Here is a 21160-nt window from a genome sequence, read left to right on the forward strand (position 1 = left end):
ATTAGGTAATAATTAATAATGATATTACTTGATGACCTGTATATTATTGCAGATAAAAAACTAGCAAAACAAAGCAAAATCAGGAGGAATAATATGGCAACAATAAAACCGTTCAAAGCTTTAAGGCCGACAGCTAAGCTGGCATCACAAGTTGCAGCACTACCATATGATGTGGTAACTACAGAAGAAGCCAGAGAATTTACAAAAGATAATAAGTACTCATTTTTACACATTGACAGGCCGGAAACTGCTTTTAAAGAACCAATAAATCCGTACGATGCGAGAGTTTATGAAAAAGCTCGAGAGAAATTGTGTGCTATGATTGAAGCAAAGGTATACATACAGGATAAAAAACCGTGTCTGTATATATACCAATTAGAAAGAGAAGGTAAGCGTCAAAAAGGTATAGTAACTTGTACATCTTTAGATGATTACGTAAATGATATTATTAAGAAACATGAACACACCTTGCCAATTAAAGAACAAGACAGAGTAAATCATGTAAAATACACTCAAGCACATACAGGACCTATACTTATGACTTATCGTGAAAATCGTGAAATTACAAGCATAGTTGATGACTGGACCTTATCGCATACCCCGATTTATGATTTTGTTTCAAGTGACAAGGTTGTTCAAACTGTGTGGGTGATTGATGATGATAGAATCATAAAAAAAATTGTAGACTTATTTGCAGATATTAGAGCAATTTATATAGCCGACGGTCATCACAGAGCGGCCGCAGCCGTAAAGGTAGGGTTGGAAGAAAGGGCAAAGAATCCCAATTATACTGGTAACGAAGAATATAATTATTTTCTTTCGGTTATTTTTCCCGACACACAGCTGACCATACTCGAATACAACAGAGTTATAAAAAATTTAAACGGTCTTGGTGAAAAAGAATTACTTGAGAAAATTGATAAAAATTTTGAACTCGTATACAAGGGCAAAGAAGCTTTCAAACCTAAAGCAAAGCATTTTTTCGGTATGTATATGGATGGACAATGGTATGGCTTGAAAGTCAAGCCTAACAGCTTTAATGAAGATGATCTTGTAGAAAGTCTAGATGTATCTATACTTCATAATCTAATAATCTCACCGGTTTTTGGCATTACAGACCCAAGGACTGATTCTCGGATTGACTTTGTAGGTGGAGTAAAAGGTGTGGAAGAATTGACAAGGCGTGTTGACAGTGGCCAGATGCGTATAGCTTTTGCACTGTTTGCTACACCGATAGATGATCTTATGAAAATTGCCGATGAAGGTTTGATAATGCCACCGAAATCTACTTGGTTTGAACCAAAATTACAAAGCGGGATATTTATTCACTCAATAAAGGAATAGCAGAAATATAAAAAACTTTTTACGAAGGGAGGAAATAGATACGAAATACAATGTTTTAAAAACAAAATTACAAGCCCTTACCCTTCTTGTTATTTTTATCTTTTGTATTTCTGCTTGTGGTAATTCCGAGAACAGTGAACCGGTTACGAAGACAAATTTTTTGCTCGATACCGTAATAAGTATAGAGGCTTTCGGGCCTTGCGCCTCTGAAGCTATTGATAAAGCATTTGACCGAATTGCCGATATTGAAAAAAAAATGACATTAAACGCTGAATCTAGTGAATTAATCGAGATAAACAAAAAAGCCGGAAAGGAGCTCTGCAAGGTAAGTCCGGATACCTTTTTCGTTATTAAAAAAGGTCTGCAGTATTCCAGACTGTCCGAAGGTAAATTCGATATAACGGTAGGTCCCTTGGTAAAGTTATGGGGTATTGGAACCGACAAGGCACATGTTCCTACGCTTACTGAAATAAAAAAAGCCTTATCACTGATTGATTACACGCAAGTAAAACTTGATGAAAGCCAAAATGCCGTATTTTTAAAAAAGGCAGGCATGGCTTTGGATTTGGGCGGAATTGCAAAAGGATATGCTGCAGACGAGTCGGTTAAGGTTTTAATGCAAAGTGGCGTGGAAAGCGGATTGATTGATTTAGGCGGCAATCTTTATGCTATAGGTACAAAACCTGATGGTACGCCGTGGAAAATAGGCTTACAAGATCCTTTTGATGTAAGGGGAAGCATCTTTGCTACGGTAGAAGTGGCAGATAAAACCTTAGTTACTTCCGGACCTTATGAAAGGTATTTTGAAGAGAATGGAAAGAAGTATCATCATATATTAGATACAAATACGGGATTTCCGATAGAAAATAGTTTAATGAGTGTAACAATTATATCAGATAGTTCCATAGATGCGGATGCGCTGTCTACCGTTGTCTTTTCCATGGGTTTAAGTGATGGAATAAAATTTGTGAATGGACAAAAAAACATAGAAGCAGTTTTTGTAACCGGCGATTATAAAGTATATGCAAGTTCAGGAATTAATAAATACAATTTCAAAGTTACAAATAAACGTTTCAAAATGGAAAGTTGCATTAAGTAGATTATGGATTGAATTTGTTAAATAATTAACAAAGATTTTGATAATAATATAACATTGTGACTTATTTCACTTTTTCTATTGTAAAAAGAGTACTGTTATGCTAAAATTAGTTGCGAAGGAGTGTTGCACAGCTATGCTAAAAAAGATCAAGATACCGGATGCTACTATCGGTCGTTTATCATTATATTCAAGATATTTAATTGAAGCTCACGAAAAAGGGATAACAACCGTGTCGTCGCAGCATATTGCGAAGGCAACCGGTGTCACTCCTGCTCAAGTTCGTAAAGACTTAGCATATTTTGGAGAATTTGGAACAAGAGGAGTAGGCTATAATTCTAAAGAGCTTTATAATTATATAATGAAGATTTTAGGTCTGGATAAGCGCTGGTCGGTAGCTATTGTTGGCGCTGGCAATTTAGGCAAGGCGCTTTCTCAATATAAGGGTTTCTATCAAAGAGGATTTGATATAGCCTGTATCCTTGACAATGATCCAAAAAAGGTAGGAAAAAAAATATCTAATATAAATATCTACCATTTAGACGCTTTAGACGAAAAGGTTAAAGAGTTGAAAATAAATCTGGGGATTATTGCAGTACCGGCACAGGCAGCCCAAGAAGTAGCGGATAAATTAGTAAAAGCAGGTATAAGAGGGATAATAAATTTTGCCCCTATAAATATTACTGTAGATGAAAATATAATCCTAAGAAGAGTTGATTTATCTGCTCAACTGGAGTATTTGACCTACTATCTGGAGGAAGCTTGATGAAACTGTCAAAAATAAAAGAGCTGCTTCAGGCTGAAGTGCTTTGGGGAGACGAATTTTTGGACACTGAAGTTTTGAGCGCTTGTGGTGCGGATCTCATGAGTGATATTTTGGCGGATACTAAAGTCAGTGCTGTGCTTCTAACAGGTCTAACCCATAGGCAGATTATTCAAACGGCGGTCATGGGCGATTTTGTTGCGGTTACGTTTGTGCGAGGCAAAATTCCTCCGAAGGATGTTATAGAGCTAGCACGACAAGCAAAAGTCCCGCTGCTGAAAACTAATTTGCCGCTGTATGAAACATGCGGAATTTTATACGAGGCAGGTCTTAGACAAACTCATACAAAAGATGTGACATCGAAGCCCGAACGAGCCGAAGAAGTCGAATCGGCTCAGACCATGAAACTTACTTATGACATACTCGGCAACGATTTTAATAATGCCGGTAAAGCAGCCGAACAAGCTAAGATGGTATTAAAGCAAATAGGAATAGATCCTTCGGTTATAAGGAGGGTTTCTATTGCTGCATATGAAGCCGAAATGAATATTGTAATCCATGCTCATAAAGGTCAACTAATTTTTGCTATTACACCCGCATATATAGAATTAATTGCCGAAGACCAAGGTCCTGGAATTTCCGATGTACAAAAGGCTTTGGAAGAGGGGTATTCTACTGCTCCGGCTCGTATAAGGGAATTGGGCTTTGGAGCGGGAATGGGTCTTCCAAACATGAAGAAATTTACTGATATTTTTGAGATAGATTCGGTTATCGGAAAAGGAACAAAAGTAAGAATGGTTATTAATTTATAGCATGGTTGAAAGCTGGTGATTTTGTGCAACAATATTATCATTCGGTTACCCTTGATGTTGATAAATGCAAAGGTTGTACAAATTGTATTAAAGGATGTCCCACTGAAGCAATAAGAGTAAGAAATGGGAAAGCACATATTTTAGAAAATAAATGCATTGACTGCGGCGAGTGCATACGGATATGTCCTAATAGTGCAAAATATGCAGCTACAGATAGTATATCAAGATTGAAAGAATTTAAGTTTAAGGTAGCGCTTCCTGCTCCAAGTCTTTTTGGTCAATTCAAGGAAGGTACTTCGACGAAGAATATTATATATGCACTAAAGAAAATTGGGTTTGATGAGGTTTATGAGGTTTCGTTAGCGGCTGAAGAAGTTTCTTTTGCTATTAGGGAGTATATTAGTAAACATAAAGATATAAGACCACTTATTTCTTCATCTTGCCCTGCTGTTATGCGTCTTATACAAGTAAGATTTCCGGAACTAATAAAAAACATCATACCTATCAAATCACCAATGGAAATTGCTGCAAGACGTGCCAAGGAAATTTTAAACAAAGAGTTTGGTTATAAGGCAGAGGAAATTGGAGTTTTTTTTATCAGCCCTTGTCCTGCCAAAGCTACCTCTGTTAGACAGCCTATAGGCTCAGATAAATCCTATTTAGATGGAGTGATTTCGATTTCGGGGATTTTTGGTGATATAGTAAAAAATCTGGACGGCGAAGAATTTAAATCAATATTTAACAGTTCTTCCGGTCTTGGAATAGGATGGGGTAGGGCCGGTGGAGAAAACTTAGCCATAGGTGGCGATAACTACTTAGCTGTAGACGGAATTCATAATTGTATAGAAGTATTAGAAGAAGTTGAAATGAATAAACTTTTTGACATAGACTATATTGAATGTCAAGCATGCATAGGCGGATGCATCGGTGGGGCTCTTACTGTAGAAAGTCAGTATATAGCGAGAGTCAAAATACGAAGATTATCAGAAAAACTTGGTTTTAACAGTTCGGTTGATAAAAATAAAGTAGTGAAGCAGTTCAAGGATGGATACTATAATTTAGAAGGAAAAATTCTTCCAAAATCTTCTCTGAAATTAGATGATGATTTGGTTGAAGCAATTCGCAAGATGGAACTTTTAGAAAAAACCGTAAAAGATCTTCCTGGCCTGGATTGCGGCAGCTGTGGCTCGCCTAATTGCAGGGCTCTGGCCGAAGATATTGTAAAAGGTCAAGCAAATGAAGAAGATTGCATATTCAAGCTTAGAGATAGAGTAAAACACTTAGCCGGTGAGATGTATGACCTTGCACAAAAGTTGCCTCCGACCATGGAGACAAAGGAAAGATAGGAGTGATAACCGGTGAACTTAAAAGAAATGCAAGAATTACTTAGCTTAAAGTTAGTTACTAAAAGCACAAACCTCGATAGAAATGTTTGCGGTGGATATGCTTCGGATCTTTTAAGTTGGGTAATGGCCCATGCTAAGGAAAATGAGGTCTGGATAACAATTCAAAGCCATCAAAATATAGTGGCGGTAGCTTCGCTCTTAAATCTTGCAGCAATAATTGTGGCTGAAAATGTCAATATTGAAGAAAACACATTAAAAAAAGCAGAAGAGGAGAATATACCAATTTACTCTAGTGAAAAATCAATTTTTGAATTATGCGGTATACTGTATAATATGCTATCGAGGGAGTCTAAATAATGCTTGCCGAGTTCCCAGCGGATCTTCATATTCATACTTGCTTATCACCTTGTGCAGACGATGACATGGTTCCTATAAACATCTTAAATATGGCAAAACTGATGGGTACTAAAATATTAGGTGTATGTGATCACAATTCGGCAAAAAATATAAAGAGCATGTTAGAAACTGCGAAGGATTATGATATCCTTGTAATTCCGGGAATTGAAGTGCAAAGTGTTGAAGAAGTCCATATGCTGTGCTTTTTTGAAAATCTAGATGAGGTGTTGGAATGGCAAGAATATATTTATTGTTTTTTACCACAGATAGAAAATAAGCCGCGTTATTTTGGTCATCAATGGATTGTGGATGGTCAGGGAAATATCTTGGATGAAGAAAATCGAATGCTTTTGACATCAACTTCGCTAACCGTGGAAGAAATTTCGGAAAAGGTATCAAAGCTAAACGGATTATTAATTCCCGCACATGTAGACAGAAAACATTACAGCATTGTTAGTCAGCTCGGTTTTATTCCAGATAAATTAAAAATAGATGCGGTGGAATTTTCCAGAGCAATTTCAGAAGCGGATTTCAGAAAATCATTTCACGATGTTAGTAATTATACTTTAATAACATCCTCTGATGCTCACAGCTTAAAAGAAATGGTGTACCAGAAAACCTTTTTTTATATTGAATCTTTGAAATACAGTGAAATCTTAATGGCCTTTAGAGGCTTAGAGGGGAGGAAGGTATTCATTAAAGAGTAGATGCTAATTTTTAAAGTAAATAGTGAAAGAAAGAACTATAACATATGAAGGAGAGAATAAACATGGCGGTAGCTTTAAATCAGCAGCAAGAATTTACTGCTAAACTCAAACAAATCGAAGAAATGTTAAAAAAGTATAAGGGCCAAAAGGGAGCTTTATTGCAGGCGCTCCAAGAGGCTCAGAATATTATGGGTTATCTACCCATAGAAGTTCAAGAAATGGTAGCAGAAACCCTAGATATTACTCTAAGTGAAGTCTACAGCACCATCACATTTTATTCTTTTTTTAGCCTTAAACCAAAAGGTAAGTACCAAATACGAACATGTTTAGGGACTGCTTGCTATGTAAGAGGAGCCGAAAAGATACTGGATAGATTAAAAACTGAGCTAGGAATTGAAGTTGGAGATACAACCGATGACGGTAAATTTTCCCTCAATGCCTGCCGCTGCATAGGTGCTTGTGGCTTGGCCCCGGCTATTATTATCAATGATGAAGTATACGGTAGATTGACCCCTGACAAGATTCCTGATATTCTTAAGAAATTTGAATAATTATGAAAGAGCTTTCTCTGCATATTTTAGATGTAGTTCAAAATTCGCTAGGGGCTAAAGCATCTCTTGTTGAAATTGACATTGTAGAAGATGTAAAAAATGATTTACTTACAATAAAAATTAAGGATAACGGGACAGGCATGGACGAGGAAATGTCTAAGAAAGTTATTGATCCATTTTTTACCACAAGGACAACTCGAAAAGTAGGAATGGGTATACCGCTTTTTGCCCAAGCGGCTAAAAGCTGTGGAGGAGATTTGAAAGTTTACTCTGAAAAAGGCAAGGGAACAGAAGTTATAGCAACTTTTGTCCTTAACCATATTGACAGAGCTCCCATAGGCAGCATGGCTGATACTATGGTTTCTTTAGTTGCCGTGCATCCTGATGTGGATTTTATATATCGACATTGCGTAGAAGATAAAGCATTTATACTGGATACTCGTGAAGTAAAGAAGATACTTCACGATGTACCGATAAATAATCCAATGGTGTTGGATTGGATTAAAAGATTTATAGAAGACAACTTAAAGGAAATTAACGGAGGTGCGTAAAATGTCAGTAATCAAGTCGATAGAGGATCTTGAGAAAATCAGAGAACAGGCTAAAGATATGATAAATTTAAGAGTTGACAATGAAACCAAGACCCGTGTAGTTGTAGGCATGGGAACCTGTGGCATCGCTGCCGGTGCCAGAGCTGTTATGTTAGCAATATTAGATGAATTAAAAAAGAGAAATGTAAATGATGTTATTGTAACCGAAACAGGATGTATTGGTCTTTGCCAGTATGAACCACTTGTGGATGTTATTCAACCGGATCATCCAAAAGTGACTTATGTAAATATGACTCCCGAAAAGGCTAGGGAAGTTGTTGTCAAGCATATTATTAATAAACAAGTTGTTGATGAATATGTAGTACCAAATATATGATAATAATTACGAGGACTTGAGGAGGTTGTAAAAATGGAAATATACAGGGCTCATGTTCTGGTCTGCAAAGGCACCGGATGTGTAGCTTCCGGCAGTGAACCTATAATGGAAGCTTTTGAAAAAGAAATCGAAAAGAAAGGGCTTTCTAAAGAAGTAAAAGTAGTTCAGACAGGCTGCCTAGGCCTTTGTGAACTAGGACCAAATGTACTTATTTATCCAGAGGGCAGTTATTACTGTACGGTAAAAGCGGAAGATGTGCCGGAAATTGTTGAAGAGCATTTGTTAAAGGGCCGTATTGTTGAACGCCTTTTATATAAAGAACGCGATACAAAAGAGCGCTATCGTTCTTTGATGGATATTGATTTTTATAAAAGACAAAAGCGTATTGCACTAAGGCATTGCGGACTCATCAATCCGGAGATAATTGAGGAATATATTGCAAATGACGGTTACAGAGCTTTAGCCAAGGCATTAACCGAAATGACTCCACAGCAAGTAATCGATGAAGTAAAACAGTCTGGCCTAAGAGGCCGTGGAGGCGGTGGATTTTCAACAGGAACTAAATGGCAGTTTGCTGCAAATGCTCAAGGCGACATAAAATATGTGGTATGTAATGCCGATGAAGGAGATCCGGGGGCTTTCATGGATCGCAGTATATTAGAAGGTGATCCGCATACGGTACTAGAAGCCATGGAGATTGCTGGTTATGCCATTGGTGCAAGTGAAGGTTATATATATGTAAGGGCAGAATACCCAATAGCCGTAAAACGCCTGGAAATAGCTATTGAACAAGCTAGAAACCATGGCCTATTAGGTAAAAACATTCTGGGAACAGATTTTAGTTTTGACATATTTATAAGACTTGGCTCAGGGGCTTTTGTGTGTGGTGAAGAAACGGCACTACTTGCTTCTGTTGAAGGACGCCGTGGTGAGCCAAGACCTAGACCGCCGTTCCCGGCAAATAAGGGACTTTGGGATAAACCCACAATTATAAATAATGTTGAAACATATGCAAATGTACCCGAAATTATTCTCAAAGGTGCAGAGTGGTTTTCCAGTATAGGTTCTGAAAAGAGTAAGGGAACTAAAGTATTTGCGGTAGGAGGCAAAATAAATCACACCGGTCTTATAGAGATTCCAATGGGAACTACGCTTAAAGAAGTTATTTACGATATTTGCGGCGGTATACCAAACAATAAAAAATTTAAGGCAGTTCAAACTGGAGGCCCTTCCGGCGGATGCCTGCCTGCATCCCTTCTAGATATGCCTATTGAGTATGATACACTGATTCAAGCAGGCTCGATGATGGGTTCGGGCGGAATGATCGTCATGGATGAAGATAACTGTATGGTGGACATAGCTAAATTCTTCCTAACCTTTACCCAAGAAGAATCCTGCGGCAAATGCCCCCCTTGTAGGATTGGAACTAAGCGAATGCTGGAAATTCTTGAAAGAATAAGCAACGGTGAGGGAAAAGAAGGCGATATAGAACTTTTGGAAAATCTGGCCAATAGCATAAAGGCTTCTGCATTGTGCGGCCTTGGACAGACAGCTCCTAATCCAGTTTTGTCCACAATTAGATACTTCAGGGATGAATATGAAGCACATATTAAAGATAAAAAATGCCCTGCCGGTGCCTGTAAGGCTTTAGTACATTATGAAATCATAGCTGATAAATGCAAAGGCTGCGGAATGTGCTTGAAAGTATGTCCTACTCAAGCGATCAGCGGAGAAAGAAGACAGCCTCATAAAATAGATGCAGAAAAGTGTATAAAATGTAATAGTTGTTTTGACAGATGCCCATTTGGTGCCATTGTTAAAATATAGCATTAGCGAAGGGAGAGATAAAAACTCATGGATATGGTGACATTGACGATAGATGGTATAAAAGTGCAAGCTCCAAAAGATGCTACAGTGCTTGAGGCTGCTCGAAAAGCCGGAATCAAAATCCCCACACTTTGTTTTTTAAAAGGAGTAAACGAAATAGGTGCATGTCGAATGTGTGTTGTAGAAGTAAAAGGGGCTAAGTCATTACAGACAGCTTGTGTTTTACCGGTGTCTGACGGTATGGAGGTTATTACTAATTCAGCGGCCGTAAGAGAGTCACGAAAAGTGACTTTAGAACTACTGCTCTCAGATCATAATTTAGAATGCCCGACATGTATAAGAAATCTCAATTGTGAGCTTCAGAAACTGTCTGAAGAGCTGGGTGTCCAAGCTATAAGATATCCTGGTGAAAAGAGCAAGGCACAATATGATGATTTTTCACCTTCTATAGTAAGGGATACATCAAAATGTATTTTATGCAGAAGGTGTGTGAGCACATGCCATAAAGTACAAAGCGTAGGTGTTATATCCCCTAACTATCGGGGATTTAATACGGTGATTGCACCAGTATACGACATGAGCCTCAGTGAAGTTTCGTGCGTTAATTGCGGTCAGTGCATAATGGCATGTCCGGTCGGCGCTTTAAAAGAAAAAGACGATACAGATAAAGTTTGGAAGGCTTTGGCTGATCCTGAAAAATATGTTATAGTTCAAACAGCCCCAGCTATTAGGGTATCATTAGGTGAAGAATTCGGTGGAGAACTGGGTACTATAGTTACTAAGAAGTTACCGGCAGCTTTGAGAAGACTCGGCTTTGACAAGGTCTTTGATACGGACTTTTCGGCTGACCTTACTATTTTAGAAGAGGGCTCGGAATTTCTAGATAGGCTGCAAAACGGCGGCAAACTTCCGCTTATCACATCATGCAGTCCTGGCTGGATTAAGTTCTGCGAGCATTACTATCCTGAATTTCTTGACAATCTTTCCACATGCAAGTCACCTCAGCAAATGTTTGGAGCTCTTGTTAAGACCTACTATGCGGAAAAAATGGGAATAGATCCATCAAAGATTTTCTCAGTTTCCATTATGCCGTGTACTGCAAAAAAATATGAATGCAAGCGTCCGGAAATGTTCTCTAGTGGATATCAAGATGTAGATGTAGCACTGACTACCCGTGAACTTTCAAGGATGCTTAAAGAAGCCGGGATTAATCTAAACAATCTACCAGATGAAGAATTTGATGAACCGTTGGGAATATCTACAGGAGCCGGTGCCATATTTGGAGCTACCGGAGGTGTTATGGAAGCAGCCTTAAGGACCGTTTATGAAATAGTAACAAAGAAGGAATTAAAAAACATAGATTTTACAGAAGTTAGGGGCGTTGAAGGAGTAAAAGAAGCTACAATCGATATAGACGGCATTAAGGTTAATGTTGCGGTAGCACATGGCTTATCCAATGCCAGGGTTGTTCTGGATAGGGTAAAAAATGGTGAAGCTAACTATCATTTTATAGAAATTATGGCTTGCCCCGGAGGATGTGTTGGTGGAGGCGGCCAGCCGATATTAAATGCCGATGAACGCTGGGAAGCCGACTACAGGGAAGAAAGAGCAAAGGCCATATACGAGGTTGACCGTAATATGCCGCTGAGAAAATCTCATGAAAATCCTGCAGTTAAGTCCTTGTATAAAGAGTTTTTGGGTGAGCCTCTCGGTGAAAAATCGCACAAATTACTTCATACACACTATACAAAGCGCGAATTGTATCCTGCAACAAAATAGCGAGCAAATAGAATAGATATTCTTTGACATATCAGGGTGGAAAGTGAAGGAGCATGTGCTAGTGCGTCACTTTCCACCTATTCTTATAATTTTTTGCTAATTAATTAACAAATATTAAAACCTGTTGAATGCAGATTAGTTCTGTTATATAATCAGATTAATATTTTTTTATTTTTAAATTAATGTTAAAAAATTAACAAGGAGGTTTGAATAATGAATAATTTTTATAGTCCAAAAGAAATAGCAGAGGCATATGACAACATTTCTGTAAGTAAAGCAAAAAATTCTATAACCAACTTATTTATTTTAGGGGTTTTAGCGGGAATTTATATTGCTTCTGCAGGTTTTGCATCGCAAACCATATCTTATGCTATTGAAAACCCCGGCTTATCTAAATTTGCAAGCGGAGCGGTGTTTCCAGTAGGGTTAATTCTTGTTGTACTTGCCGGAGCAGAACTTTTTACCGGCAACAATCTGATGATAATCGGATTTATGGATAAAAAAATATGTTTTAACGAGCTTCTTAGAAACTGGATTACAGTGTACATAGCAAACTTTGTAGGATCAGTTTTGTTTGCGTTTTTGGTCAGCCGTAGCGGCCTTTTTGACAATGCCGGTGGGCTTTTGGGTGCAACCGCAATCAAGACAGCTGTTGCTAAAGTTTCATTACCGTTCAATCAAGCGTTGATTAGGGGATTGTTGTGCAATATCATGGTAGTTTTAGCTGTTTGGATGGCAACTGCCGCTAAAGATATAGTAAGTAAAATTTCTGCTATCTGGTTTCCTATTATGCTTTTTGTAATGTCTGGTTTTGAACATAGTATTGCGAACATGTATTTTATACCAGCAGGCATTTTCGCTAAATCAAATGCAGATTATCTTAAAGCAGGTCAAATTGAGGTGGCATCCCTGAGCAAATTAAATTTAAGCGGACTTTTTGCTAATCTGGTTCCCGTTACTGTCGGAAATATTTTAGGTGGGGCTATCATAATCGGCTTGTCTTATTGGTATGTTTATAGATTTACTCCTGATAAAATGAATTTTAAAAGCTAAAGCGAAAACAGCAAATATTAGCTTGCTATTATAGATTAAAATTGACATAAAATTTAATTGCCCAAGATAAATAAAATATTTTTCCGAATATGATATTATGTAAAAAGAGTTTAATAAAGTGTATACTATATACTTTATTAAAAACTTTTTCTGAAAATAAGAGGTTTTTAATAAATAATGTCGAATAGTATTTAAGTTAGCTCAAGCTCAAAGGAAGAGGTGAAACAATGATTAAAACCTTCAAAGGAGGTATACATCCTCCGTATAATAAAGATTTGACAAAAAATAAACCTATTGAAAAGGCTGTCCTGCCTAAGAAGGTTACAATTCCTATGGGCATGCATATAGGTGCTCCATGCGAGCCGATAGTAAAAGTCGGAGATTTAGTTAAGAAAGGTCAAAAGGTTGGCGAGGCAAAAGCTTTTGTATCAGCACCTGTTCATGCCAGTGTTTCGGGGAAAGTCGTTGCTGTAGAACCTAGGCCTTGGCCGGGTGGAGGACTAATGATGTCGGTTGTTATCGAATCTGACGGAAAAGACGAATTATTTGAAGGTGTAGTACCTTCTAAACCGATCGAACAATTGACACCTGATGAGATAAAAAACCTTATAAGAGAAGCAGGAATAACAGGTCTTGGTGGTGCCGGTTTTCCTACTCAGGTTAAATTATCTGTACCTCCGGAAAAAAATGTTGATACTATTATTGTAAATGCTGCCGAATGCGAGCCATACATTACGGCAGACCATAGACTGTTACTTGAACGCCCTGAAGATGTCATATTTGGTCTTGAGGCCATTATGAAGGCAACGGGTGTCAAAAAAAGCTTCATAGGAATAGAAGACAATAAACCGGATGCGATAGATTCAATCAATAAAGTAATTGCAGGTAAGAAAGATATTGAAGTAGTGGTTTTAGCTACCAAATACCCACAAGGAGGCGAGAAACAGCTAATAAAAGCTGTTACAGGCCGAGAAGTTCCTTCAGGCGGTCTGCCTATGGATGTAGGGGTTATTGTAAACAATGCAGGGACATGTGCGGCCATTGCAAATGCATTAAAGACCGGCATGCCTTTGATTGAAAGGATAACTACGGTAACCGGCTCAGGGGTAAAGGAACCTAAGAACCTTTTAATAAGGATTGGGACTCCCTTGATAGATATTATCGAACAATGCGGCGGTTTTAAAGGTACACCGGGTAAAGTTCTTATGGGAGGCCCTATGATGGGATTGGCTCAATCTGAGCTAGATGTGCCGGCAATAAAAGGCACTTCGGGTATATTAGTCTTGGAAAAGTCGGATGTTAAGTTATTTGAACCTTCACCATGCATCCGATGTGCCAGATGTGTCGACGCATGTCCGATAAATCTTTTGCCGACTAATCTTGCTAAATTTACTGAAAGAGGCATGTGGGCAGAAGCAGAAAATTACCATGCATTGGATTGCATCGAGTGCGGATGCTGCTCATACGTATGCCCGGCACACATACCGTTAACTCAGCATATAAGAGTTGCCAAAAGTCATATTATAGAATTGAGGAAGAAAAATAAATAAACTTTTCAGTAAAAATGTTTAACTGTTTATATTCAAACAAAGTAACGAGATGGGAGGTAGTTATGGATGGATGATTACAGGTTAATTACCACGTCTTCTCCTCATATACATTCGGGAGAAAGTGTTTCGAGAATAATGTTCAATGTAGCAATAGCATTATTATTGCCTACCTTTGCTGGAATATATTATTTCGGCTTTCGAGCCTTAGCTCTTGTTATTATAACTAGCCTTTCAGCAATACTAACTGAAGCTGTGTTTCAAAAGCTGAGGAATAAGCCTATTACTATAATGGACGGTAGTGCTTTAGTAACCGGTATGCTATTGGCTCTTAATTTACCGCCTGGTCTGCCTTATTGGATGGCTGTAGTTGGTGCGGTAGCAGCAATCGCTTTAGGAAAACAGATTTATGGTGGTTTAGGCTCAAATCCGTTTAATCCTGCTCTTATCGGCAGAGTATTTTTAATGATATCATTTACAACTCCGATGACTACATGGATAAATCCTGTTGATGGTACTACGGGAGCAACTCCGCTTTCACTGATGAAGATGCAGGGAATCACAACGGATTATGCAAAGCTCTTTTTCGGGAATGTAGGAGGTTCTCTGGGAGAAACTTGCGCATTGCTTATTATTATTGGAGGTATGTACCTTATATTTAAGGGGTATGTTGATTGGAAAATACCGGCGAGCTATCTGGGAACCGTAGCGATTCTATCGGTAATCCTTGGTCAAGATCCCATTTTCCATTTGCTTTCAGGAGGCCTTATGCTCGGAGCTTTCTTTATGGCAACGGATATGGTAACAACACCTCTGAGCGGGCCTGGTAAACTCATTTTTGGTATTGGTGCGGGTTTGTTGACAGTAATTATAAGATTTTACGGAGGATATCCTGAAGGCGTATCTTTTTCCATTCTTCTGATGAATGCTTTTACCCCATTGATAAATCGCTTTACTGTACCTAAAATCTATGGGGAGGTGAAAGCCAAATGAATCAGTATGCAAAAATGATTATAGTTCTTATGATTATTTCTATTGCATCCGGAGCTGTGCTGGCATTATCTTATGAAGTAACGAATCCAAAAATTCAGGAACAGGCAAGGCAAAAATTAGAAGAATCGGTGCTTAAAGTAATTCCTGGCGCTGCAAAGATGGAAGTAGTCCAAAAAGAAGACATGACAATTTACTTAGGCCTTGACGAACAGGGTAATAAGAAGGGGATTGCATTTAAAGCTGTCGGTTCGGGTTTTAATGGGGCTATTGAGCTGATGGTGGGTTATAACCCTTCGGAAGGAAAGCTTACAGGTGTAGAAATTCTTTCAATGAGCGAAACCCCCGGTCTTGGTGCAAAAATAAAGGAAGAGGCTTTCACAAATCAGTTTAATGGGAAATCAGTAGAAGATAAATTCATTGCCAAAGAAGATGTGCAGGCAATATCAGGTGCTACAATATCTTCCACAGCTGTAGCGAAGGCAGTCAAAACTTCACTGGATAATGTTATGAAAATATATCCTGTGGGAGGCGATTTCTAGTTATGCAATTATTTAAGGATTTTATTAACGGTATATGGAATGAAAATCCAATATTTAGGATGGTCATAGGAATTTGTTCCGCATTGGCTGTAACCACTGCTGCAAACAACGGCATTGCAATGGGTATGGCACTGACTTTTGTGCTGACATGTTCTAGCATATTAATATCATTACTTAGAAATATAATTCCTGCGAAGGTCAGAATACCCTGTTATATTATAGTAGTTGCAACCTTTACTACAGTTGTCGACCTTTTTATGAAAGCATATTTTCCATCATTATATGAGGTTATGGGAATATTCATTCCTCTCATTGTAGTCAATTGCATTGTCTTGGCACGAGCCGAAGCCTTTGCATCAAAGGTAGGACCTGTTCGAGCCACGGCCGATGCTTTAGGGATGGGTTTAGGCTACACATGGGCTATTACTTTAATCAGTATGATAAGAGAATTGATGGGTGCAGGGACACTATTTGGTTATCATATAATGGGTGAAGGTTTTACTCCTTGGACAATTATGATAATGCCTCCCGGTGCCTTTATCGTAATGGGTATATTGGTCGGATTAATGAATATGATTACCAGAAAACCGGTTGAATAAACTGATAGCCATTGAAGGGGTGTGGTGACAGATGGCAAAAGAATTGTTTTTTATTATAATAGGTTCAATTTTTGTTAACAATTTTGTATTTTCAAGATTTCTGGGAAACTGTCCCTTTCTAGGTGTTTCAAATAAAACTGAAACTGCTATCGGAATGGGCATAGCAACAACCTTTGTCTTGACTATGACGGCAGTAGCAGCTTATTTTATACAAAACTATGTATTAGCACCTTTTGGGCTAGAACCCTTTTTACAGATAGTTTCATTTATCTTAGTAATAGCGTCACTGGTGCAGTTGGTGGAAATGGTAATATTAAAGGTAAGTCCGGCATTGTATAATGCCTTTGGCATATTCTTGCCTTTGATAACTACCAACTGTATAGTAATGGCAGTGGCTCTTCTAATACCAATGAACAATTACAATCTTATTAAAAGCATTGCACTGGGTTTAGGAGCAGGCTTAGGATTTACACTGGCTTTAGCATTGATGTCCGGAATTCGTGAAGATTTAGAGTTTGCGGATGTCCCGGAAGCTTTGAGAGGGCCGGCCATAGTTTTTATTACAGCAGGCCTGTTGTCTTTAATATTTTTAGGATTTACAGGGCTTGTTCCATTAGCATAAATACCGGAGGAGGGAGGTAAATAAAATGGCGGATATAATAATAACTTCCGTACTAAGCATGGGCGGTTTGGGTTTGTTATTGGGCGGAGGGCTTGCTCTTGCGTCTAAAAAGCTGGCTGTAGAAACAGACCCGAGAGTCGATGCAATAATTGAGGCCTTGCCCGGAGCTAACTGCGGTGCATGCGGATACCCCGGCTGTTCAGGTTTAGCTAAAGCAATTGCGGAAGGTAAGGCTCCAGTTAATACTTGTCCTGTTGGAGGAGCACCTGTTGCTGAAAAAATAGCAAAAATAATGGGTATGGATGAGGCTATAGCTTCAACGGAGAGAAAGGTAGCCAGAGTCTTATGCCAAGGAGGAAAGACCGAAGCTAAGGTCAAATCTGAATATCATGGAATAAAAACATGCAAAGCCGCATCTATGATAAACAATGGTCCTAAGGCATGCCCGTTTGCATGTATAGGATTTGGCGATTGTAAAAAAGTTTGTCCTGTGGGCGCCATAACTATGGGTGAAAATGGTCTGCCATATGTCGATGAAGAAAAATGCATTGGCTGCGGCCTTTGTGCGCAAGAGTGTCCAAAAGATGTTTTGGCTTTGATTCCTGAAAAAAATGAGGTTCGTGTAAGCTGTCGAGCCACCATGAAAGCAAAAGACACCAGAGCCGTATGCACTGCTGGATGTATAGCTTGCAAACAATGCGAGAAAGTATGCCCGTTTGATGCAATACATGTTAATAATAATGTGGCAATGATTGACTATGAAAAATGCCGTAATTGTATGCTGTGTGTAGAAAAATGCCCTACCGGAACTATAACATCGACTTTTGCCGAACGAAAAAAGGCTGTTATTATAGAAGAAAAATGCATTGGGTGTACACTATGTGCAAAAAATTGCCCGGTGAATGCAATTTCCGGCGAGGTAAAAAAAGTGCATAAAGTTGACCAAGATATATGTATCGGTTGTGGTATCTGTCAAGAGAAATGCCGCAAAGATGCCATCAAAATGGTGAGAAATGGCCAAAAAGATTGTGATACTTGTACTGCCGTAAAATGATAAAATGGCATGAAAAATATAGCATAAAAAGCCTTCGGTTTTTGCCGAAGGCTTTTATTTAATATACATGTTTTTTATCCAAGTATTCCCTTACAAGCATCAGTGTCTCCCCAAAACGTTGAAAATGAACGACTTCCCTTTCTCTCAAAAATGAGAGGGCAGCAATTACACATGGATCATCGGTCAGATTTATTAGATGTTCATAGGCAGTTCGGGCTTTTTGCTCTGCTGCCATGTCTTCATGCAAGTCGGCTATAGGATCTCCTGTTGACTGTATATATGCAGCCGTCCATGGAACTCCTGCCGCATCAGCAGGATAAAGGGCTTTATCATGCTGGGCGTAATAATTGCCTACACCGGCTCTTCTCATTTGTTCAGGAGTAGCACCGTCAGTAAGCTTATATATCAGTGTACCGATAATTTCCCAGTGGGCCAGTTCTTCAGTGCCTATATCTGTTAGCACGGCTTTAGCCTGCGGTATTGGCATGGTGTAGCGCTGAGTTAGATATCTTACAGCAGCGGAAAGTTCGCTATCGGGGCCTCCATATTGAGCATAAAGAAATTTGGCCATGCCTAAATCTGTGCGCGAAACATTGGCAGGATATTGAAGCTTTTTCTCATAATACCACATCGCTTTCCCTCCCTAAATATTGTATTTCCCATGGCCAAGGGTCATTTATATACTGATATGGAAACCCTGATATCGAATTGATATGCAAGGGTCCATATTTTTCTTCATAAGCTGTTTTAAGTTGATGAGATTTTTTTGCGAAATTATTGTGATCTTCCAGGGCTCTTCTTTCGTTCGGATGGGTATCCAAGAAGAGACCCAATTCATAGAGTACAAAGTCTACCGCCATGATTTCTTTTAAAAGATTCATCATATCTTTTGAATACATTTTAATCACCTCGCCAAATCTATACTTTAGGTCTTACGGGATAGGGTCTGTATAATTCAGGGAACAGTGTCCCGTGTATTAATGCTGCTTTTGGGTCAAAGGTTTCTCCGTAAATTTGAATGGGAATATAAGCTTCGGCAAGTTTATAGGCAGCAAACAATCCTTTTTCTTTACCGATATCTTCAGGTACTGACATATTATCCCTCCTAGGAATTTATATATTATATTGAGCGTCATAGCAGGATGCCTTTTCAATACTATACTATTCCTTGGACATATATTTGGTGTAAGAGCCGATAGACAGTAGATAAATAATGCATATATAAATGAAAAACCGAATATCGACATTTCCAGCCCAAAATTAACTTTCTACTACAGAAGCAATATTGAGTTATTTTTTAAAAATGATAAACTTAAATCATCCATGCAATGAAATACAAATATTTTCTTAAATATGAGACTAAATAGAAGTAATAAATTAAAATCGTAGGAGGTGGTCTGTTGAATATATTTGATATTATAGGCCCTGTTATGATTGGACCTTCAAGTTCGCATACTGCGGGGGCTGTGAGGATGGGAAACTTGGCAAGGAATATACTGGGGGAAGAGCCTGCAGAAGCTCAAATAGTTTTATTTAACTCTTTCTCTAAAACCGGCAAGGGTCACGGAACAGATAAAGCCTTAGTAGCTGGAATTCTGGGTTTATCTACTGATGATGATGGAATCAAGGAATCTTTTGAAATAGCTCGAAAGAAAGGAATTAAAGCAGATTTAGTTTTTGGGAACACTCATCCGGAATTTCCTCCAAATACAGCAAAGTTTATATTAAAGGGAAAAAACAATTCCACAGTAGTAATTGGCTCATCCGTTGGAGGGGGCAGAGTTATAATTTTTTCTATTAATGGTTTTAATACGGAGTTTACCGGAGAGTTCAATACAATTATTACTATTCACGATGACAGGCCCGGTGTGATTGCAAGGGTAGCATCTTTCTTGGCTGAAAAGAGTATAAATATTGCCCAGATGAAGGTCTCCCGGGAATCTCGGGGTAAAACTGCTTTAATGATGATAGAAGTCGATGAAGAAATTCCAGAAGGTTTAGACTCAGCTTTATCTAGTATAAATCATATTCAAAGAGCCATGATAATTAAATCTGTATTAGGTGGTGTCTAAAATGAACATAAGAACACTTGATGAAATTATTACTGAGGCCGAAGCTCAAAAAGTAAGCATATCTACTATTATCAAAATTATCGAATCTAAAGAATTGGAAACTTCTGTAGAAAATCTAACTAAGAAGATGAAAGAATATTTTCAAGTAATGAAAGAGTCAGCTCAAAAAGGGATTGAAAGACCTATATCATCACTCAGTGGTATAACAGGTGGCGAGGGATATCGTCTATGGAAAGCGTCTGAAAATGCTATTTCCGACAATGTTACTCTAAAAGCTGCTGCACGTGCTATGGCAGTATCAAATGTAAATGCTTCTATGGGACGCATTGTAGCTTCACCTACAGCCGGATCCTGTGGCATTATACCCGGAGTTTTAATAAGTGTTGCAGAAAAATTAGGCAAAAGCGATGATCAAATTACAGATGTTCTGTTTACTGCCGGGGCAGTAGGAAAAATAATAGCTATGAATGCAACTTTAGCCGGAGCAGAAGGAGGCTGTCAGGCAGAATGCGGTAGCGCAGTAGCTATGGCAGCTGCAGCAACTGTCGAACTTTCCGGAGGAACACCCAGGCAAGTAGGACACGCCGTAGCAATTGCATTAAAAAGCCTTATGGGGCTTGTATGTGACCCGGTAGCAGGTTTAGTTGAGGTGCCTTGTATAAAGCGAAACGGCATGGGTGCGGTCCAGGCCATAATGGCAGCAGATATGGCTTTAGCCGGCATAGAAAGCATTATTCCTGCCGATGAAGTTATAAAGGCTATGGGAGAGGTTGGACGCATGATGCCTGAGCAGTTGAGAGAAACAGCTACGGGAGGTCTCGCTACAACTCCAACCGGAAAGCGGATTAAGCGAGAGCTGTTCGGCTGATTGTAAAGAAAAAAATAAAAGGGCTTATTTGCCCTTCAACGCTTTTTCCAACTATTGCCCCGCCCAATCTGCCATTTATAAATCCTTCTTTTATAGAATATTTTAAATCTATATCGTCTCCAAAAATCATCCCACCGATTCTGCCGGAAATTACTCCGTTTTCTACAGTAGCATTGATATCATATCCTCCGATAGTGCCGCCGATTCTTCCCGAGACTGTTCCCATAAAACCTTACCTCCTCTTTCGCCTATAATTACAATTATT

General features: G+C 38.7%; 25 protein-coding genes. 21 read left to right on the forward strand and 4 right to left on the reverse strand.

Going from position 1 to position 21160, the window contains the following annotated elements; genetic code table 11:
* The first annotated feature begins 93 nt into the window (after positions 1-93).
* From BUC45_RS09605 to BUC45_RS09695, 19 genes are all read left to right on the forward strand, one after another.
* The gene (locus BUC45_RS09605) at positions 94-1344 is read left to right on the forward strand and encodes a DUF1015 family protein (RefSeq protein WP_296971925.1); all 1251 of its coding nucleotides are present in this window, start codon (positions 94-96) and stop codon (positions 1342-1344) included.
* 160 nt (positions 1345-1504) lie between these two features.
* Positions 1505-2443 (forward strand): FAD:protein FMN transferase, encoded by a 939-nt coding sequence (locus tag BUC45_RS09610; RefSeq protein ID WP_296971927.1) that lies wholly within the window; start codon positions 1505-1507, stop codon positions 2441-2443.
* A gap of 133 nt (positions 2444-2576) precedes the next feature.
* Positions 2577-3206, forward strand: a complete 630-nt coding sequence (locus tag BUC45_RS09615; RefSeq protein ID WP_296971929.1) for a redox-sensing transcriptional repressor Rex — start codon at positions 2577-2579, stop codon at positions 3204-3206.
* Positions 3206-4015, forward strand: a complete 810-nt coding sequence (locus BUC45_RS09620; RefSeq protein ID WP_296971931.1) for an anti-sigma regulatory factor — start codon at positions 3206-3208, stop codon at positions 4013-4015. The genes BUC45_RS09615 and BUC45_RS09620 overlap by 1 nt, the downstream gene beginning before the upstream one ends.
* Positions 4016-4038: 23 nt before the next feature.
* Positions 4039-5361, forward strand: coding sequence for a [Fe-Fe] hydrogenase large subunit C-terminal domain-containing protein (locus tag BUC45_RS09625; RefSeq protein ID WP_366750113.1), 1323 nt, complete (start codon positions 4039-4041; stop codon positions 5359-5361).
* A gap of 12 nt (positions 5362-5373) precedes the next feature.
* Positions 5374-5718, forward strand: coding sequence for an AraC family transcriptional regulator (locus BUC45_RS09630; protein ID WP_296971935.1), 345 nt, complete (start codon positions 5374-5376; stop codon positions 5716-5718).
* A complete protein-coding gene (locus BUC45_RS09635; RefSeq protein ID WP_296971937.1) occupies positions 5718-6464 on the forward strand; it encodes a PHP domain-containing protein in 747 nt (248 codons plus the stop codon). The genes BUC45_RS09630 and BUC45_RS09635 overlap by 1 nt, the downstream gene beginning before the upstream one ends.
* A gap of 62 nt (positions 6465-6526) precedes the next feature.
* A complete protein-coding gene (gene nuoE, locus BUC45_RS09640; RefSeq protein WP_296971939.1) occupies positions 6527-7015 on the forward strand; it encodes an NADH-quinone oxidoreductase subunit NuoE in 489 nt (162 codons plus the stop codon).
* Between the two features lie 2 nt (positions 7016-7017).
* The gene (locus tag BUC45_RS09645; RefSeq protein WP_296971941.1) at positions 7018-7566 is read left to right on the forward strand and encodes an ATP-binding protein; all 549 of its coding nucleotides are present in this window, start codon (positions 7018-7020) and stop codon (positions 7564-7566) included.
* A gap of 1 nt (position 7567) precedes the next feature.
* Entirely contained in the window at positions 7568-7942 is a 375-nt protein-coding gene (locus tag BUC45_RS09650; RefSeq protein WP_296971943.1) for a (2Fe-2S) ferredoxin domain-containing protein, read from the forward strand.
* Positions 7943-7975: 33 nt separating this feature from the next.
* Entirely contained in the window at positions 7976-9769 is a 1794-nt protein-coding gene (nuoF, locus tag BUC45_RS09655; RefSeq protein WP_296971945.1) for an NADH-quinone oxidoreductase subunit NuoF, read from the forward strand.
* Positions 9770-9796: 27 nt separating this feature from the next.
* On the forward strand, positions 9797-11548 hold the full coding sequence (locus tag BUC45_RS09660) for an NADH-dependent [FeFe] hydrogenase, group A6 (RefSeq protein ID WP_296971947.1): 1752 nt from the start codon (positions 9797-9799) through the stop codon (positions 11546-11548).
* A 213-nt stretch (positions 11549-11761) separates the two neighbouring features.
* Complete coding sequence (locus tag BUC45_RS09665) at positions 11762-12601, forward strand: formate/nitrite transporter family protein (RefSeq protein WP_296971949.1); 840 nt, start codon at positions 11762-11764, stop codon at positions 12599-12601.
* Positions 12602-12828: 227 nt separating this feature from the next.
* Complete coding sequence (rsxC, locus tag BUC45_RS09670) at positions 12829-14151, forward strand: electron transport complex subunit RsxC (RefSeq protein WP_296971950.1); 1323 nt, start codon at positions 12829-12831, stop codon at positions 14149-14151.
* A 66-nt stretch (positions 14152-14217) separates the two neighbouring features.
* Complete coding sequence (locus BUC45_RS09675) at positions 14218-15141, forward strand: RnfABCDGE type electron transport complex subunit D (RefSeq protein WP_296971952.1); 924 nt, start codon at positions 14218-14220, stop codon at positions 15139-15141.
* Positions 15138-15680: an RnfABCDGE type electron transport complex subunit G gene (locus BUC45_RS09680; protein ID WP_296971954.1), complete on the forward strand. Its 543-nt coding sequence runs from the start codon at positions 15138-15140 to the stop codon at positions 15678-15680. The genes BUC45_RS09675 and BUC45_RS09680 overlap by 4 nt, the downstream gene beginning before the upstream one ends.
* Positions 15681-15682: 2 nt before the next feature.
* Positions 15683-16279 (forward strand): electron transport complex subunit E, encoded by a 597-nt coding sequence (locus BUC45_RS09685; protein WP_296971955.1) that lies wholly within the window; start codon positions 15683-15685, stop codon positions 16277-16279.
* A gap of 31 nt (positions 16280-16310) precedes the next feature.
* A complete protein-coding gene (rsxA, locus tag BUC45_RS09690) occupies positions 16311-16901 on the forward strand; it encodes an electron transport complex subunit RsxA (RefSeq protein ID WP_013778933.1) in 591 nt (196 codons plus the stop codon).
* A 25-nt stretch (positions 16902-16926) separates the two neighbouring features.
* A complete protein-coding gene (locus tag BUC45_RS09695) occupies positions 16927-17955 on the forward strand; it encodes an RnfABCDGE type electron transport complex subunit B (RefSeq protein WP_296971958.1) in 1029 nt (342 codons plus the stop codon).
* A 58-nt stretch (positions 17956-18013) separates the two neighbouring features.
* Here the strand turns inward: BUC45_RS09695 and BUC45_RS09700 are convergent, their stop codons facing one another.
* Genes BUC45_RS09700 through BUC45_RS09710 form a run of 3 tightly spaced genes read right to left on the reverse strand, consistent with a single transcriptional unit; the run spans position 18014 to position 19050 of the window.
* A complete protein-coding gene (locus BUC45_RS09700) occupies positions 18014-18586 on the reverse strand; it encodes a manganese catalase family protein (RefSeq protein ID WP_296971959.1) in 573 nt (190 codons plus the stop codon).
* On the reverse strand, positions 18573-18854 hold the full coding sequence (locus tag BUC45_RS09705) for a spore coat protein CotJB (protein WP_296971961.1): 282 nt from the start codon (positions 18852-18854) through the stop codon (positions 18573-18575). Before BUC45_RS09705 ends, BUC45_RS09700 begins: the two co-directional genes overlap by 14 nt.
* 19 nt (positions 18855-18873) lie before the next feature.
* Complete coding sequence (locus tag BUC45_RS09710; protein WP_296971963.1) at positions 18874-19050, reverse strand: spore coat associated protein CotJA; 177 nt, start codon at positions 19048-19050, stop codon at positions 18874-18876.
* A gap of 305 nt (positions 19051-19355) precedes the next feature.
* Between BUC45_RS09710 and sdaAB the strand changes: the two genes are divergently transcribed.
* On the forward strand, positions 19356-20027 hold the full coding sequence (sdaAB, locus tag BUC45_RS09715; RefSeq protein ID WP_296971965.1) for an L-serine ammonia-lyase, iron-sulfur-dependent subunit beta: 672 nt from the start codon (positions 19356-19358) through the stop codon (positions 20025-20027).
* 1 nt (position 20028) lies between these two features.
* Positions 20029-20895, forward strand: coding sequence for an L-serine ammonia-lyase, iron-sulfur-dependent, subunit alpha (sdaAA, locus tag BUC45_RS09720; protein WP_296971967.1), 867 nt, complete (start codon positions 20029-20031; stop codon positions 20893-20895).
* Here the strand turns inward: sdaAA and BUC45_RS09725 are convergent.
* Positions 20873-21121, reverse strand: coding sequence for a hypothetical protein (locus BUC45_RS09725; RefSeq protein ID WP_296971971.1), 249 nt, complete (start codon positions 21119-21121; stop codon positions 20873-20875). The two genes, sdaAA and BUC45_RS09725, sit on opposite strands and share 23 nt — an antisense overlap.
* Between the last annotated feature and the right edge of the window lie 39 nt (positions 21122-21160).

This window comes from Tepidanaerobacter sp. EBM-38 (assembly GCA_001896545.1).
Taxonomy (GTDB): domain Bacteria; phylum Bacillota; class Thermosediminibacteria; order Thermosediminibacterales; family Tepidanaerobacteraceae; genus Tepidanaerobacter.

What these genes read in the sequence shown, in the direction of transcription:
- BUC45_RS09605 (WP_296971925.1), top strand. Translation starts at nt 94, where the DNA reads ATGGCAACAATAAAACCGTTCAAAGCTTTAAGGCCGACAGCTAAGCTG.
- BUC45_RS09615 (WP_296971929.1), top strand. Translation starts at nt 2,577, where the DNA reads ATGCTAAAAAAGATCAAGATACCGGATGCTACTATCGGTCGTTTATCA.
- BUC45_RS09620 (WP_296971931.1), top strand. Translation starts at nt 3,206, where the DNA reads ATGAAACTGTCAAAAATAAAAGAGCTGCTTCAGGCTGAAGTGCTTTGG.
- BUC45_RS09635 (WP_296971937.1), top strand. Translation starts at nt 5,718, where the DNA reads ATGCTTGCCGAGTTCCCAGCGGATCTTCATATTCATACTTGCTTATCA.
- nuoE (WP_296971939.1), top strand. Translation starts at nt 6,527, where the DNA reads ATGGCGGTAGCTTTAAATCAGCAGCAAGAATTTACTGCTAAACTCAAA.
- BUC45_RS09645 (WP_296971941.1), top strand. Translation starts at nt 7,018, where the DNA reads ATGAAAGAGCTTTCTCTGCATATTTTAGATGTAGTTCAAAATTCGCTA.
- BUC45_RS09650 (WP_296971943.1), top strand. Translation starts at nt 7,568, where the DNA reads ATGTCAGTAATCAAGTCGATAGAGGATCTTGAGAAAATCAGAGAACAG.
- nuoF (WP_296971945.1), top strand. Translation starts at nt 7,976, where the DNA reads ATGGAAATATACAGGGCTCATGTTCTGGTCTGCAAAGGCACCGGATGT.
- BUC45_RS09660 (WP_296971947.1), top strand. Translation starts at nt 9,797, where the DNA reads ATGGATATGGTGACATTGACGATAGATGGTATAAAAGTGCAAGCTCCA.
- BUC45_RS09665 (WP_296971949.1), top strand. Translation starts at nt 11,762, where the DNA reads ATGAATAATTTTTATAGTCCAAAAGAAATAGCAGAGGCATATGACAAC.
- rsxC (WP_296971950.1), top strand. Translation starts at nt 12,829, where the DNA reads ATGATTAAAACCTTCAAAGGAGGTATACATCCTCCGTATAATAAAGAT.
- BUC45_RS09675 (WP_296971952.1), top strand. Translation starts at nt 14,218, where the DNA reads ATGGATGATTACAGGTTAATTACCACGTCTTCTCCTCATATACATTCG.
- BUC45_RS09680 (WP_296971954.1), top strand. Translation starts at nt 15,138, where the DNA reads ATGAATCAGTATGCAAAAATGATTATAGTTCTTATGATTATTTCTATT.
- BUC45_RS09685 (WP_296971955.1), top strand. Translation starts at nt 15,683, where the DNA reads ATGCAATTATTTAAGGATTTTATTAACGGTATATGGAATGAAAATCCA.
- rsxA (WP_013778933.1), top strand. Translation starts at nt 16,311, where the DNA reads ATGGCAAAAGAATTGTTTTTTATTATAATAGGTTCAATTTTTGTTAAC.
- BUC45_RS09695 (WP_296971958.1), top strand. Translation starts at nt 16,927, where the DNA reads ATGGCGGATATAATAATAACTTCCGTACTAAGCATGGGCGGTTTGGGT.
- BUC45_RS09700 (WP_296971959.1), bottom strand. Translation starts at nt 18,586, where the DNA reads ATGTGGTATTATGAGAAAAAGCTTCAATATCCTGCCAATGTTTCGCGC.
- BUC45_RS09705 (WP_296971961.1), bottom strand. Translation starts at nt 18,854, where the DNA reads ATGTATTCAAAAGATATGATGAATCTTTTAAAAGAAATCATGGCGGTA.
- BUC45_RS09710 (WP_296971963.1), bottom strand. Translation starts at nt 19,050, where the DNA reads ATGTCAGTACCTGAAGATATCGGTAAAGAAAAAGGATTGTTTGCTGCC.
- sdaAA (WP_296971967.1), top strand. Translation starts at nt 20,029, where the DNA reads ATGAACATAAGAACACTTGATGAAATTATTACTGAGGCCGAAGCTCAA.
- BUC45_RS09725 (WP_296971971.1), bottom strand. Translation starts at nt 21,121, where the DNA reads ATGGGAACAGTCTCGGGAAGAATCGGCGGCACTATCGGAGGATATGAT.